Raw genomic sequence first — 14,806 nt, 5'->3', positions numbered from 1 at the left:
AAAGCAAAATTCCCAAAGGAAAGACCCATGAAGAAACTTACCCTTCTTACAGCCGCAGCGGCCGGCAGTCTGATCTTCGGCTTCGATGCCGCAATTGCCCAGGAAACGACGGCGCCAGAGTTCGCGGCCGCCGCAGACACGGCCTATATCTTCAACACGCTGCTGTTTTTGATCGGCGGCTTCCTCGTCATGTTCATGGCGGCGGGATTCGCCATGCTGGAAGCGGGCCTCGTCCGCTCAAAGAACGTGTCGATGCAGTGCCTGAAGAACATCGCGCTTTATTCCATCGCCTCGCTGATGTTCTGGATCTTCGGCTACAACCTCATGTACGACGGCGTCGACGGCGGCTTCATCGGCTCCTTCACGCCGAAGGCGATCCCGGCTCCGGACGCCGACGCCGGCGACTATGCGGCGGCTTCCGACTTCTTCTTTCAGCTCGTCTTTTGCGCCACCACGGCCTCCATCGTCTCCGGTACGCTCGCCGAGCGTATCAAGTTGTGGCCGTTCCTGATCTTCACGGTCGTCCTCACCGGCTTCATCTATCCGATCGCCGGTTCCTGGCAGTGGGGCGCGGGCTGGCTTTCCGAAATGGGCTTTTCCGATTTCGCGGGCTCCACGCTCGTGCACTCGGTCGGCGGCTGGGCGGCTCTTGCCGGCGCCTTCGTGCTCGGCGCGCGCAAGGGCAAATTCGGCGCGGACGGCCAGGTTCACGCCCTTCCCGGATCGTCGATGCCGCTCGCCACGCTCGGCACCTTCATCCTGTGGCTCGGCTGGTTCGGCTTCAACGGCGGTTCGCAGCTTGCCATGGGCACCATCGCGGACGCTTCTTCCGTCGCCCGCATCTTCGTGAACACGAATGCGGCAGCAGCCGCCGGCGTGGTGGTCGCCATCGTCGCCACGCAGATCATGTACAAGAAGGTCGACATCACCATGGCGCTCAACGGCGCTCTGGCCGGCCTCGTCTCCATCACCGCGGAGCCGCTGACGCCCAGCATCTTCATGGCGGTCGTCATCGGTGGCATCGGCGGCATCATCGTCGTCATCGTCGTGCCGCTGCTCGACAAGCTGAAGATCGACGATGTGGTCGGCGCCATTCCGGTGCACCTTGTCGCCGGCATCTGGGGCACTTTGGCTGTCCCGCTCACCAACGACGGCACCAGCTTCGGCACGCAGATCGTCGGCATCGTCTCCTACGGCGTCTTCGCCTTTGTCGCGAGCCTGGTAATCTGGGTCATCCTCAAGGCCACCATCGGCGTCCGCGTCACCGAAGAGGAAGAGGCGCTCGGCCTCGACAAGGCGGAAATCGGCGTGGAAGCCTATCCGGAGTTCGGCGTCGGCAGCCAGCGCGTCTGACACCGCAACATCTCTACCCGTCGCGCTTTCCCGTTTCGGAAAGCGCCACCTTCGGGCCCGGCGAAAGCCGGGTCCTTTTTATTTGCCCACAGATTGCCCAAAGCGCCCAGTTTTTATGCCTCGTTTTTCGGCAGTTACGGCCAACAGGCGCACCGTGCCCAAAGATTAACCGCGCGTTTGCAGTGGCAAACGGCATCTTGCCCAGATGGCATGCCTCTTGAATTCATAACTGCCCGAAATGCCGGCAAACGGCGAAACGGGCAAGGGGCATTGTTTGATGAACGAGGGTGCAAACGTCTTTTTCGTGCTTTTGGGCGCGATACTGGTTTTCGCCATGCACGGCGGCTTCGCGTTTCTGGAGGTCGGATCGGTCAGGCACAAGAACCAGGTGAACGCGCTGGTCAAGATCCTCGTCGATTTCGCGCTTTCAACGCTTGCCTATTTCATCATCGGCTACACGATCGCCTACGGCACGACGTTCCTTGCAAGTGCGGCCACGCTATCGGGCGAAAACGGCGGCGGTTTCGAGCTTCAGGGCCTGACGCTCGTGAAGTTCTTCTTTCTCACCACCTTTGCCGCGGCAATTCCGGCCATCGTCTCCGGCGGCATCGCCGAGCGGATGAAATTCGTGCCCCAGTGCCTCGCGACCGTTGCCCTCGTCGGCCTTGCCTATCCCTTCTTCGAAGGCATCGTCTGGAACGGCAATTTCGGCTTCCAGGGTTGGCTTGAGGCCGCCTTCGGCGCACCGTTCCATGACTTCGCGGGCTCCGTCGTCGTTCATGCGGTCGGCGGGTGGATCGCCCTTGGCGCGGTGCTTCATCTGGGCCCGCGCCTCGGCCGCTACACGCCGGACGGCAGGGCCGTCGGCATTCCCCCGTCCTCGCTGCCGTGGCTTGCGCTTGGCTCCTGGCTCCTTTGCGTCGGCTGGTTCGGCTTCAACGTGATGACGGCGGGCTCGCTCGAAGCCGTCTCGGGCCTCGTCGCGCTCAATTCGCTCATGGCCATGGTCGGCGGCATCCTCGTCGCGCTCGTCGTCGGGCGCAACGATCCGGGCTTCGTCCACAACGGCGCGCTCGCCGGCCTCGTCGCCGTCTGCGCGGGGTCCGACGTCATGCACCCGCTCGGCAGCCTTCTCGTCGGCGGCGTCGCAGGCGCGATCTTCGTCAAGGGCTTCGAGTGGTGCCACTTCAAGCTGAAGGTGGACGACGTGCTTGGCGTCTGGCCGCTGCACGGCATCTGCGGCGCCTGGGGCGGCATTGCGGCCGGCGTCTTCGGGCTGGAGACGATGGGCGGCATCGGCGGCGTCAGCTTCGCCTCGCAGCTCATCGGCACGCTTGCCGGCGTCGCCTTCGCCTTCGCCGCTGGCTACCTCGTCTACGGCGTCCTCAAGGCAACGCAAGGCATCCGCTTGTCGCCGGAAGAGGAGCGGCGCGGCGCAGACCTTTCCATTCACAAAATCGGCGCCTCGCCTGAGCAGGACATCGGGCGGTAAGGCAGCGAAAAAGCTCTCCCTGAGGGTGCAGCCGCCCTCAAGACTCGGCCCGGAGCCAATCGCTCCGGGCTTTTTTTTCTAAAGAACCACGATGCCGGAGTGCTTGGCCTTCTGCTCCGGCTCCACATGGATCGTCGTCTTCGCGCCCGGCACCGCCTCGCCGATGGCCGCCTCGATCCGGTCGCAGATGTCATGCGCATCGACGACCGTCATCTCCGCCGGCACCACCAGGTGGAAGTCGATGAAGGTCACGCGCCCCGCCGGCCTTGTTCGCAGGTCATGCGCCTCCAGCGCGCCTTCGCCCGCGCCGGAGATGATATCGCGGATCTTGTCCTGCACCTCCTGGGAGGCGGCCTCGTCCATCAGCCCACCGATGGATTCCTTCACAAGCTGCCAGCCCGACCAGAGGATGTTGAGCGCCACGAGCGCGCCGAGCAGCGGGTCGAGCGCGAGCCACCCGGTCAGGAACACAAGGGCCACGCCCGCCAGCACGCCGAGCGAGGAAACGACATCGGTGACGAGATGCTTCCCGTCCGCTACCAGCGCCATCGAGCGCGCCTTGCGGCCATGGCGAATCAGGACGAATGCCCACACCCCGTTGATGAGGCTGGCCCCGCCGTTGACCGCAAGGGCCTCAATGGTGAATTCGACCGGCTTTTGCGCGATGAAGGCGAACCACGCTTCGCGGGCGATCGACACGGCGGCCAGGACGATCATGACGCCGACGAAGACGGCGGCGAAATATTCCACCTTGTGGTGGCCGTAGGGGTGGTTGCTGTCAGCGGGCTTTGCCGCGTACCAGACGGCGCCCAGCGCCGCGATCGCGGAGGCAACGTTGACGACCGATTCCAGCGCGTCGGAATAAAGCGCGACCGAGCCCGTCAGGTGATAGGCGACATATTTCAGCGCGAGCACGACAATGCCGACGACAACGCTGCCGAAGGCGATGCGCAGACGAACATCCATACGCGCCACACTCTCTGCCGGGCAGGGCCGACCTCCGGGAACCGGAAAATCGGCGCGTCGCCAGTGAAAACTGGCAATGGCCTATCATTTTTTTGCGCTCGCGCAAGGCAAGGCGCGCCGATTACCGCGTCAACACGCAAAAAACCCGGCGAAACCTTGGGGATTCGCCGGGTATCGGGGAGCTGTCAAAAGAACAGGGTGTCCCTGCGCCAGAATATTCAGTGGATCGCGGCACCGAGGATCGGGCCAGGCCTGCCATGCTCCTCGATCTGGACGAGAGCCGCGAATCGGTCCGTCTTCATGCGCTCAAGTTCGCTCGCCGGCAGGCTGAAACTTGCTTTTCCGCCCTTCCACATGCCGACCGCACGCATATCGCGCACGATATTGGTATAGGTGATGGTTCGGCCCGTGTTCTCGCCCCTGCCGATCTGCACCGTCTCGCTGCTGTCGACGAAGAGGAAGAAGACGGTCGCGGATCTCGCGCCTTCCGGCAAGTCCCCGTCGATCTCGATCTCGATGAGCTCGCCCGCGGCTTTCACATCCACATCGCAAGGCATGGCGGAAGCGGCGCGAAGATGGGCCGCGATAGCCCGCGCGTCGGAGCCGACCATGTGCGGGCCGCCATTCACGACGATCTGCGGGGTATAGACCGAACGGTCGCCGCGCCGCTCGGCATAGGCGCGCTGGCGGGCGCTGTAGGCCGGGGAGGCCAGCGTGTCCCGCCACCCCAGGTAGTCCCAATAATCTACCGGAAAGGAAAGAGCAACGATTCCCGGGTGGTCGGCAACCTTTTCCAGAAGTTTATCCGCCGGCGGGCAGGAGGAACACCCTTGACTTGTAAACAACTCAAGCACCGCCGTCTCACCGGCACTTGCCGGTACGCTCGAAATCATCATTGCACTCAATATTGCCGCCCCTAACCGGGCGGAAGCGTTGAATATCCGCATGAAAGATCCTGCTCACGATCTTGGGTCGCTCGGTTGAATAAAGGATATGCAAGCAAGGTGGCCAAGACGAGTCACGAGCCGGTGAGAACATTCGCGCGCGCCCGGCGCGTTTCCTCCCAACCATCGCTCGGTGCAGCGTTAATTCTACGGTTTTCCTGACATTTCAGGCGGTCAGGATCCGGTTTTCGCCCTGTCGGGAGCTGCGATCACTTTTTCGAGTTCCGGAAGAAAAGTGCTCGCATAGGTTTCTTCGGACAGTGGCCCGATGAATTTGAAGCGGATCGTTCCGCCCGCATCGACGATGAATGTCTCCGGCACGCCGTAGACGCCCCAGTCGATCGTCGCCCGGCCGGCTTCGTCGGCTCCCACAAGCGCATACGGGTTGCCAAGGCTGCCGAGGAAGCGGCGCGCGTTTTCAGGCTTGTCCTTGTAGTTGATGCCGACAACCTGCAAGCGGTCATCTCCGGCCAGGCGTTCCAGCAGAGGGTGTTCCTGCCGGCACGGTACGCACCATGAGGCGAAGACATTCACCACGCTGACATGTCCGAGAAGGTCCGCGCGCGAAAGGCCCGCCACCTGGTCGCCGCCACGCTCCAGTTCCGGTACGGGCGGCAGCGAGAATTCGGGTGCCGGCTTGCCGATCAGCGCGGAAGGAACCTCGCTCGTGTCGCCGCCGTCGAGAAGCTGCACGAGAAACAGAACGGCGAGGGCTGAAAAGACGACGAGCGGCAGGAGGGCTGCGACGGGAAGGCGGCGCTTGCGCGCTTGCCCGCTTTCGCCGGTGGTGTTTTCAGCGGACATCTTGTGCCTTGTTCCCGGTTTCTGCCGAACGGCGTGAGACGCCGCGCCTATCAAGTTCGCCAAGCGCGCTTTTCTGCCGCGCGAAATCGATGCGTATCCACACGATCAGCCCCAGCGCAATGAGGATCGTGATCGCGTAGGAGGCGACGATGAAGGTGCTGTGCGCTCCAAGGTCCAGCATCGTTTACTCCGCAGCTTGCGCGGCCGCCGCCGCCGGCTGGATCTGGGCGGCACGCATCTGCAATGTGCGCACACGCCGGCGCAGGATCTCGTTTCGCATCGCCATCACGTGAACCACCAGGAAGAACAGCGTGAAGGCGAGCGCCATGACAAGAAGCGGCCAGAGGATCGTCGGGTGGATCGTCGGTCCGTCGAGGCGGATGACGCTTGCCGGCTGGTGCAGCGTGTTCCACCAGTCGACGGAAAACTTGATGATCGGCAGGTTCACCGCGCCCACCAGCGTCAGGATCGCCGCCGCCTTGCCGGCGCGGATCGGGTCCTCGATCGTCCGCCACAACGCGATCAGGCCGAGGTACATGATGAAAAGCACCAGCACCGAGGTCAGCCGCGCATCCCACACCCAGTAGGTGCCCCACATCGGCTTGCCCCAGAGCGAGCCGGTCAGCAGCGAAATGAAGGTGAAGGCCGCCCCGATGGGCGCTGCCGCCTTGGCGGAAACGTCTGCCAGCGGGTGTTTCCACACCAGGGTGCCGAGCGCGGACAGCGTCATCGTCGAATAGGCGAACATGGCAAGCCAGGCCGCCGGCACGTGGATGAACATGATCTTCACCGTCGCACCCTGCTGATAGTCGTCGGGCGCGACGAAAAAGGCCATGTAGAGGCCAACCGCGAAACACGCGAGCGTCGCCGCCACCAGCCATGGCAAAAGCCGCCCGGCAAGGGTTAGGAAACGTGTGGGATTGGCGAGATCGATAAGAGCCATGGAACCGTTCTAGTCCGGGAACGCGGGCCTTTCAATGCAACGTTCCGCGACCAATCGCCTTGATCGGCGTCAACTCGAAAGCAGGTGTACCTGCCAGATAGTAATCACCTGCGGCAATTTCATGTTTTTCAATCGCTCGCGTGGCGCAATGCCGCCGCCGCCGCGACCGGGCCGACGACGGCGGAAATCAGCGTCAGCGCGCAAAGGAAAAGAAACGGCGTCAGGAAGGGTGTGGGATCCGTCACCGCCGCATCGGCCGCGCTCACGCCGAAGATGAGGACGGGGATCGCGATCGGCACCACGAGAACGGCAAGCAGGAGCCCGCCCCGCCGGAGCGAAACCGTGAGGGCCGCGCCGATTGCCCCGACCAGCGTCAGTGCGGGCGTGCCGACAAGAAGCGTGAGTGTCACCGCGCCCATGGCAACGGGTTCGAGGTTCAGGAAAATCGCCAGCACGGGCGCGGCGATGACGAGCGGCAGGCCCGTTCCCGCCCAGTGCGAGAGGCATTTCAAAAGCACGACGAGTTCCAGCGGCCTGCCGGACATGAGAATGAGGTCGAGCGAGCCGTCGTCCCGGTCGGCCTGAAAGAGACGATCGAGGCCGAGAAGCGTCGCCAGCAGCGCGCCGATCCAGAGCACCGCCGGCCCGATGCGCGCCAGCAGGTTGAGATCCGGCCCCACGCCGAAGGGAATGACGGTCACGACGGCGAGGAAGAACAATACGCCGATCAGCGCCCCTCCGCCGACGCGCACGGAAAGTCTGAATTCCTTCACGAAAAGTGCTGCGATCCATCCTTGCTTCGGGCCGCTCATGCCGCCGCCTCCATTCGCAAGTTCCGCATGGCCACAAGGCCAAGGGTCTGGTGGGTCGCGGCGACGATCATCCCGCCGGAATTGAGATGCGCGCTCATCAGTTCGACAAGCTTTGCCTCCGAAGCCGCGTCGAGCGCCGATGTCGGCTCGTCGAGCAGCCACACCGGGCGCGGCACCGTCAGAAGTCTTGAAAGCGAAAGCCGCCGCCGCTGGCCGGCGGAAAGATAGGCCGCCGGCAGATGCGCGGTATGGCCGATGCCGAGTGTGTCGAGCGCCTCCATCGGCGCCATCGCTTCATGGGCGCCGTCAAGGCCGGGCGCGGGTGCTGAGAAGGAACGCCAGAAATCGAGGTTTTCCAGAACGCTCAAGGCGGGCTTCAGCGCGTCGAGATGGCCGAAATAGTGGCAATGCTCGGCAACGGTGAACTCCGCCTCGCCGCCGTCCACGCGGATTTCGCCTTCCGACGCCCGCACCAGCCCGGCGAGCACGCGCAAAAGGCTCGACTTGCCGACGCCGTTCGGCCCGGTCACCGCCAGCGCCTCTCCCCTGCCGAGGGAGAAGGAGACGCCTTCGAAGACCCTGCGCCCGCCACGGTCGCAGGCAAGCTTTTCGGCGGTGAGCTGCATGGACGTGAACTTGTGCCCCCGAGGAAATATCACCCGACGCTTGTGCCCGAGCGTTGCTGCGCAATCAAGAGCGGACGATCATGACAGCCGCCCGGCAGGCCCGCATCAATCGCCCCCGCGCGCTTCCCGCTCCTTGAGCAAGATCAAGCCCGAACGCGCGAAAGGCTGCAAGGTGCCTGAAAAAGCCACGACACTATCCTATATGCCGAGGAAAATGGTGCCTCTCGGTGCTGGCACGCGGGTTTAAAATTCGCTATAGGAGCGCCAACCCGCGCGAGGCGGGGCTTGCGGCACCGGATTTTCAAAAGCCTTCGCCCTGCCCGCGTGTTTCGTGACCCATCCGCCGGCGGACCTCCCAAGCCCGGCCGGGGGAACCATACCTGAAGGCGCTTGCGGCCGCTGGGCCCCGCGCCGCTGACATAAAGGGGATCGCCAGCCGTGACCAAATCACTCGACAGCTTCAAGGCCCGCAAGACATTGCAGGTCGGCGACAAGACCTACACCTACTTCAGCCTGCCCGAGGCGGAGAAGAACGGTCTTTCCGGCGTCTCAAAGCTTCCCTTCTCGCTGAAGGTGATCCTTGAGAACCTGCTTCGCTTCGAGGACGGGCGCACGGTCACGAAGGACGATATCCAGGCCGTTGCCGACTGGCTGAAGGAGCGCAAGTCCTCGCACGAGATCTCCTACCGCCCGGCGCGCGTGCTGATGCAGGACTTCACCGGCGTTCCGGCGGTCGTCGACCTTGCCGCCATGCGCGACGCCGCGGTGAAGCTCGGCGGCGACGCCAAGAAGGTCAATCCCCTCGTCCCGGTCGACCTCGTCATCGACCACTCGGTCATGGTCGACTATTTCGGCACGGCGACCGCCTTCACCCAGAACGTCGAGCGTGAATACGAGCGCAATCAGGAGCGTTACGAGTTCCTGCGCTGGGGCCAGTCGGCGTTCGATAATTTCCGCGCCGTGCCTCCGGGAACCGGCATCTGCCACCAGGTCAACCTCGAATATCTCGCCCAGACCGTCTGGACGAAGGACGAGGACGGCGAAACCATCGCCTATCCCGATACGCTGGTCGGCACCGACAGCCACACGACGATGGTCAACGGCCTTGCGGTTCTCGGCTGGGGTGTGGGCGGCATCGAGGCGGAGGCCGCCATGCTCGGCCAGCCGATCTCCATGCTCATTCCCGAAGTCGTCGGCTTCAAGCTTGAGGGCAAGCTCAACGAAGGCGTCACGGCGACCGACCTCGTGCTCACCGTCGTGGAAATGCTGCGCAAGAAGGGCGTGGTCGGCAAGTTCGTGGAATTCTACGGCGAGGGTCTCGATCATCTTTCGCTGGAAGACGAGGCGACGATTGCCAACATGGCGCCGGAATACGGCGCGACCTGCGGCTTCTTCCCCGTCGACGGCGACACGCTGAACTATCTCACCGCCACGGGCCGCGACGCGGAGCGTGTCGCGCTCGTCGAGGCCTATTCGCAGGCGCAGGGCATGTTCCGAGACGGTTCGCTCGAGCCGGAGTTCACCGACACGCTGGAGCTTGATCTTTCCACCGTCGTGCCCTCCATCGCCGGGCCGAAGCGCCCGCAGGACCGCGTCGCGCTGACAGAAGCCGCGCCGAAGTTCGCCGAGGCGCTTAAGGAAATCAAGGGCGGCCACAAGAACCAGGACGCCATCCCCTCGCCGAACGGCGAATCCCGCTTCATCGACGAGGGTGCGACCGGCGTCCTCGACGCACCGACGCGCCATGAGGTCGCCGGCACCGACCACGGCCTCGCCGACGGCGATGTTGTGATCGCGGCGATCACCTCCTGCACCAACACCTCGAACCCGAGCGTGCTGATCGGCGCGGGGCTTCTCGCCCGCAACGCCCGCGCCAAGGGGCTGAAGGTGAAGCCCTGGGTGAAGACGTCGCTGGCGCCCGGCTCCCAGGTCGTCACCGACTATCTGGAGAAGGCGGGCCTGCAGGACGATCTCGACGCGCTCGGCTTCAACCTGACGGGCTACGGCTGCACGACCTGCATCGGCAACTCCGGCCCGCTGCCGGAAGAAATTTCCAAGACGATCAACGAGAACGACCTCGTCGCCTGCTCGGTTCTTTCCGGCAACCGCAACTTCGAAGGCCGCGTGAACCCGGATGTCAGGGCGAACTATCTCGCCTCGCCGCCGCTGGTGGTGGCTTACGCCATCGCCGGTTCGCTCAACGTGAATATCACCGAAGACCCGCTCGGTGAGGATCAGGACGGCAATCCGGTCTATCTCAAGGACATCTGGCCGACGACGAAGGAGATCGCCGATCTCATCCGCTCCTCCGTCACGGAGGAGATGTTCCGCACGCGCTATTCGGACGTCTTCAAGGGCGACGAGCACTGGCAGGCGATCAAGGTCGAGGGCGGCATGACCTATTCCTGGCCGGTCTCCTCCACCTACGTGCAGAACCCGCCCTATTTCGAGGGCATGACCATGGAGCCGAAGCCGCTCCAGGACATCGAGAACGCCGGCGTGCTCGGCCTCTTCCTCGATTCCATCACGACCGACCACATCTCGCCGGCCGGTTCCATCAAGGCCGACAGCCCGGCGGGACAGTACCTGTCGGAGCATCAGGTTTCGGTGCGCGACTTCAACTCCTACGGCTCGCGGCGCGGCAATCACGAGGTCATGATGCGCGGCACCTTCGCCAACATCCGCATCAAGAACCAGATGGTTCCGGGTGTCGAGGGCGGCTACACGATGAAGGACGACAAGCAGCGCTTCATCTATGACGCGGCGATGGAATACAAGGAAGCGGGCACCCCGCTCGTGATCTTCGCGGGCAAGGAATACGGCACCGGTTCCTCGCGCGACTGGGCGGCCAAGGGCACGACGCTTCTCGGCGTTCGCGCCGTCATCGCGCAGTCGTTCGAGCGTATCCACCGCTCCAACCTCGTCGGCATGGGCGTGCTGCCCTTCACCTTCAAGGACGGCGAAAGCTGGCAGTCGCACAACATCACCGGCAAGGAGAAGGTCACCATCAAGGGCGTGGCGGACCTGAAGCCGCGCCAGATGGTCGACATCGAGGTGGAATACCAGGACGGCACGAAGAAAACGATCGAGGTCCTCTGCCGCATCGATACGCTCGACGAGCTGGAATACATCAAGGCCGGCGGCATCCTGCACTATGTGCTGAGAAACCTCGTCGCCAACTGAGCCTGAAAAAGCCGACCAATACGAGAAAGGGCCGGTCCAGCACCGGCCCTTTTTGTAAGTTTTTTATTCGCGAACCCTTGGATCGCCGGGTCAAGCCCGGCGATGACGAATCAATAAGGCAGTGCCTCTCCTCCGTCATTGCCGGGCTTGACCCGGCAACCTATCCAAAACCGGAAACAAGCCCGGGTGCCGCTTCCTACTTTCCCCTCACCCCTCGTCGCCGGCGAGCGAGAATGCGCCCGTCTCGGAGTCCATCACGCGCAATTCGCCAAGGCCGATGTCGAACCACGCGCCGTGCAGCGAAAGCCGCCCCTTCTCCTCAAGGATCTTCACGCAAGGAAATGTCCTGAGGTTGTCGATCGACTGCCGGACGCCGGCATATTCCATGGCGAGCTGGCGGTCGTCCTCATCGCGGATTTCGAGACAGGCGAAGGTTTCCGCGGCCGGTTCCAGAAGCGTCATCCACTTGCCGATGAAGTCGCCCGGCGAAAGCGGCTCGAAATCCTTCTTCAGGAACGCGGACACGCCGCCGCAGCGCCCGTGGCCCATGACGACGATGTGCTTGACCTTCAGCGCCTGGACGGCGAACTCAAGGGCCGCACTCGTCCCGTGGTAGTCGTTGTCCGGCTGATAGGGCGGCACGAGGTTGGCGACGTTGCGAACCACGAAAAGCTCCCCCGGCCCGGCGCCGAAAATCCCCTCCGGCGTCACGCGGCTGTCGCAGCAGGAGATGACCATGGTCTCCGGGGTCTGGCCGTAGATCGCAAGCCGCTCGTATTCCTCGCGGTATCGCACGAATCCCTTTTCGCGATAACGCCCGTATCCTTCGAGCAGACGGCCCGGAAACTGAGAAATCATGATGCCCCGCGCGTTTCTCGCCTCGCGGACGCGCGAAAGTCGAGCGCGTCCGGGCATTGGTTCACGCGCCGTTATAAAGGCCCGATCCCGGCCTGCCCAGTATACGGACGGCGGAGGGTGGATCGAAATTTCCACTGTCTACGCACAAAGGCCGTTTCAGAAACGCTCCGCGCGCAGCACGCCGCAGTCCGTCACGCTCACGACGCCGATGTGCCGTTCCACCACGGTGAAGGCTGCGTCAAGCAGCGCGTCGAGGCGTTCCTCCCGCACGATCGCGATGATGGCGACCATGCCGCTTGCGCGCGAGACCTGCCCCTCCCGGCTCCACAGCCCCGACCGTCCGCTGCCGCCCAGAACCGGCAGAACCGTGAACCCCGTGATGCCCGCTTCGCTCAAGGCGTCGGTCAACCGCCGCTCCATCGGCGCTTCGATGATGATTTCGACACGCTTTGCCTTGTGTATCTGCATTTGCCTATCCTCCCGCCGCGGTCGCGAGCGCAATGTAGATCGGGATGCCGATCGTGAGGTTGAAGGGGAAGGTTATTCCGAGCGACAGCGTCAGATAGACGGACGGGTTCGCCTCCGGCAGGGCGACGCGCATGGCCGCCGGAACCGCGATATAGGATGCCGATGCGCTCAGCGTCATCAGCAGCACCACGCCTCCCGCCGAAAGCCCGAGCGCAAGCCCGGCGGCGAAGCCGAACAGGCTGCCCACAAGCGGCATGATAAGCCCGAAACCGACGAGACCCGGCGTCAGGATCGCCCGGCTGGTCCGCAGCCCGCGCCCGGCGACAAGCCCCATGTCGAGAAGGAAGAGGCAGAGCACCCCCTTGAAGGGCGAAACGATAAAGCTGTCGATTTCCGCAAGCCCCTTCTCGCCCGTAACCATGCCGATGAGGAAGGCTCCGACGAGCAGGACGATAGACCCGTTCAGCAGGATTTCGCGCCACAGGCCCTTGTCCAGTCCACCCTCTCCCGCGCCCCCGCGCGCGGCAAGCCACAGTGCGGAAAGGATGGCCGGCGCTTCCATGGCAGCTGCTACCGCCACCATATAGCCTTCGCTCGACAGGCCCCGCCCCTGGATAAGGGACGTGGCGGCGACGAAGGTGACGATCGAGATCGACCCGTAATGCCCGGCAACCGCGGCGGCGTCCACCGTGCCAAGCCGCGTCATGACCCTTAGAAGGGCGAATGCGACGAAGGGGATCGCCGCGGAGAGGATCACGCCCGCGATCAGCGAAAGCACCAGGGTTGCGTCCAGCCCGTGGGACGAGACGCTGACCCCGCCCTTGAAGCCGATGGCAAAGAGAAGATAGAGCGACAGCGCCTTTGCGGCGGCCTCCGGAAATGTCAGGTCCGATCGCGCCATGGCGGCCGCCACCCCCAGCGCGAAGGACAGGATGATCGGCGAAATCAGGTTTTCCGCCGCCAGGCCAAGCAATGTTTCCATCGTGCCGCACACTCCGGGATCAGGCTCTAGTGAAAGAATTCGCTTTTCGGTCAGGCCGTTTCGGACATCACGCAGCCGTGAAATAAGTAGTTTACCGGATACGGCAAGAGGGTTTTCCCCTCGTCCAAAGGTCGATGCCAGGAGGGAGACGAAGCGCAGTCCGGCGTCATTTTGCCTTATTCGTCGAACGGCTCACTTGCGGGCGGGCGCCATCCCGGATTTCATCGTTCGCCACAATATTCGCACCACACGGAAAGCCTCATGAGCGACAAGACGAACCCCGGCAATTTCTTCGAGGACTTTTCGATAGGCCAGGTGATCCGCCACGCCACGCCGCGCACGGTGACTGCGGGCGACGTCGCGCTCTACACCTCGCTTTACGGCTCGCGTTTCGCCGTGCAGTCGTCGGATGCCTTCGCCTATTCGGTCGGTTATTCGAAGGCGCCCGTCGACGATCTTCTCGTCTTCCACATCGTCTTCGGCAAGACGGTGCCCGATATTTCGCTGAACGCCGTCGCCAATCTCGGTTACGCGGGCGGCCGGTTTCTTTCTCCCGTCTATCCGGGAGACACGCTGTCGGCCGTTTCCGAGGTGATCGGCCTCAAGGAAAACTCGAACGGAAAGACCGGCGTCGTCTATGTGCGCTCCACCGGCTACCGGTCGGACGGCACGGAGGTTCTGGACTATGTGCGCTGGGTGATGGTGAGAAAACGCGACGAGGCATCGCCCGCGCCCGATCCTGTCGTTCCCGTGCTGCCCGACGCCATCGAGGCGGATGCACTGGGGGATGCCTGCCCGATCCTCGACAACGGCGAATGGGATTACGATCTTTCGGGCTCGCCTTTTCGATTTTCCGATTACGACGTGGGCGAGCGGATCGACCATGTCGACGGCATGACGGTGGAGGAAGCCGAACACCAGATCGCGACGCGGCTTTACCAGAACACGGCCAAGGTGCATTTCAACCAGCATTCGGAAGGCAAGGGCCGTTTCGGCAGGCGGCTCATATACGGCGGCCACGTCATTTCTCTCGCCCGCGCGCTTTCCTTCAACGGTCTTTCGAACGCGTTCCATATCGCGGCGATCAACGGGGGGCGGCACGTGGCGCCGCTTTTCGCGGGCGACACGGTCTATGCCTGGTCGGGCGTGCTCGAAAAATCCGCAATCGAGGGCCGCACGGATGTCGGGGCGCTGCGCCTTCGCACCGTCGCCACCAGGAACCGGCCCTGCGCCGGTCATCCGCTAAAGGATCATGAGGGCAGGTACGAGCCGGACGTCATCCTCGACTTCGATTACTGGGCGCTCGTCCCGCGTTGACAGTTTTGCGTCGATTTCGCCAGCGATGTTTCAAGGCTGCCGGAAATTTCAATGCCGA

General features: G+C 63.6%; 14 protein-coding genes. 4 read left to right on the top strand and 10 right to left on the bottom strand.

Annotated elements, in window-relative coordinates; translation table 11 throughout:
• Positions 1–27: 27 nt before the first annotated feature.
• Together amt and HPQ64_RS05105 are read left to right on the top strand one after the other, a co-directional pair.
• A complete protein-coding gene (amt, locus tag HPQ64_RS05110) occupies positions 28–1,353 on the top strand; it encodes an ammonium transporter (RefSeq protein WP_172887261.1) in 1,326 nt (441 codons plus the stop codon).
• A 277-nt stretch (positions 1,354–1,630) separates the two neighbouring features.
• Entirely contained in the window at positions 1,631–2,845 is a 1,215-nt protein-coding gene (locus tag HPQ64_RS05105) for an ammonium transporter (protein WP_172887260.1), read from the top strand.
• Between the two features lie 78 nt (positions 2,846–2,923).
• On the opposite strand, the gene HPQ64_RS05100 is transcribed toward HPQ64_RS05105, so the two are convergent.
• The 7 genes from HPQ64_RS05100 to ccmA all read right to left on the bottom strand — a co-directional run bounded on the left by HPQ64_RS05100 (position 2,924) and on the right by ccmA (position 7,940).
• Complete coding sequence (locus tag HPQ64_RS05100) at positions 2,924–3,811, bottom strand: cation diffusion facilitator family transporter (protein WP_172887259.1); 888 nt, start codon at positions 3,809–3,811, stop codon at positions 2,924–2,926.
• Positions 3,812–4,029: 218 nt separating this feature from the next.
• Positions 4,030–4,707, bottom strand: coding sequence for a DUF1223 domain-containing protein (locus HPQ64_RS05095; protein ID WP_246270538.1), 678 nt, complete (start codon positions 4,705–4,707; stop codon positions 4,030–4,032).
• Between the two features lie 222 nt (positions 4,708–4,929).
• Positions 4,930–5,559, bottom strand: a complete 630-nt coding sequence (locus HPQ64_RS05090; protein WP_172887257.1) for a DsbE family thiol:disulfide interchange protein — start codon at positions 5,557–5,559, stop codon at positions 4,930–4,932.
• Positions 5,549–5,740, bottom strand: coding sequence for a heme exporter protein CcmD (ccmD, locus tag HPQ64_RS05085; RefSeq protein WP_172887256.1), 192 nt, complete (start codon positions 5,738–5,740; stop codon positions 5,549–5,551). Before ccmD ends, HPQ64_RS05090 begins: the two co-directional genes overlap by 11 nt.
• Before the next feature lie 3 nt (positions 5,741–5,743).
• Complete coding sequence (locus tag HPQ64_RS05080) at positions 5,744–6,502, bottom strand: heme ABC transporter permease (protein WP_172887255.1); 759 nt, start codon at positions 6,500–6,502, stop codon at positions 5,744–5,746.
• A 128-nt stretch (positions 6,503–6,630) separates the two neighbouring features.
• Entirely contained in the window at positions 6,631–7,290 is a 660-nt protein-coding gene (gene ccmB / locus HPQ64_RS05075) for a heme exporter protein CcmB (RefSeq protein WP_172888517.1), read from the bottom strand.
• A gap of 20 nt (positions 7,291–7,310) precedes the next feature.
• On the bottom strand, positions 7,311–7,940 hold the full coding sequence (ccmA, locus tag HPQ64_RS05070) for a heme ABC exporter ATP-binding protein CcmA (protein ID WP_172887254.1): 630 nt from the start codon (positions 7,938–7,940) through the stop codon (positions 7,311–7,313).
• 438 nt (positions 7,941–8,378) lie between these two features.
• Between ccmA and acnA the strand changes: the two genes are divergently transcribed.
• Complete coding sequence (gene acnA, locus HPQ64_RS05065) at positions 8,379–11,123, top strand: aconitate hydratase AcnA (protein WP_172887253.1); 2,745 nt, start codon at positions 8,379–8,381, stop codon at positions 11,121–11,123.
• 207 nt (positions 11,124–11,330) lie between these two features.
• Here the strand turns inward: acnA and HPQ64_RS05060 are convergent, their stop codons facing one another.
• The 3 genes from HPQ64_RS05060 to HPQ64_RS05050 all read right to left on the bottom strand — a co-directional run bounded on the left by HPQ64_RS05060 (position 11,331) and on the right by HPQ64_RS05050 (position 13,431).
• Positions 11,331–12,038: a carbonic anhydrase gene (locus HPQ64_RS05060; RefSeq protein ID WP_246270296.1), complete on the bottom strand. Its 708-nt coding sequence runs from the start codon at positions 12,036–12,038 to the stop codon at positions 11,331–11,333.
• Between the two features lie 99 nt (positions 12,039–12,137).
• Entirely contained in the window at positions 12,138–12,449 is a 312-nt protein-coding gene (locus HPQ64_RS05055; RefSeq protein ID WP_172887252.1) for a DUF3240 family protein, read from the bottom strand.
• A 4-nt stretch (positions 12,450–12,453) separates the two neighbouring features.
• Positions 12,454–13,431, bottom strand: a complete 978-nt coding sequence (locus HPQ64_RS05050) for a sodium-dependent bicarbonate transport family permease (protein ID WP_172887251.1) — start codon at positions 13,429–13,431, stop codon at positions 12,454–12,456.
• A gap of 261 nt (positions 13,432–13,692) precedes the next feature.
• Between HPQ64_RS05050 and HPQ64_RS05045 the strand changes: the two genes are divergently transcribed.
• Positions 13,693–14,748 (top strand): MaoC family dehydratase, encoded by a 1,056-nt coding sequence (locus tag HPQ64_RS05045; protein WP_172887250.1) that lies wholly within the window; start codon positions 13,693–13,695, stop codon positions 14,746–14,748.
• Positions 14,749–14,806 lie beyond the last annotated feature (58 nt).

It is taken from the genome of Hongsoonwoonella zoysiae, from assembly GCF_013266695.1.
Taxonomy (GTDB): domain Bacteria; phylum Pseudomonadota; class Alphaproteobacteria; order Rhizobiales; family Stappiaceae; genus Hongsoonwoonella; species Hongsoonwoonella zoysiae.
This window is presented reverse-complemented; position numbering and strand designations above follow the sequence as displayed.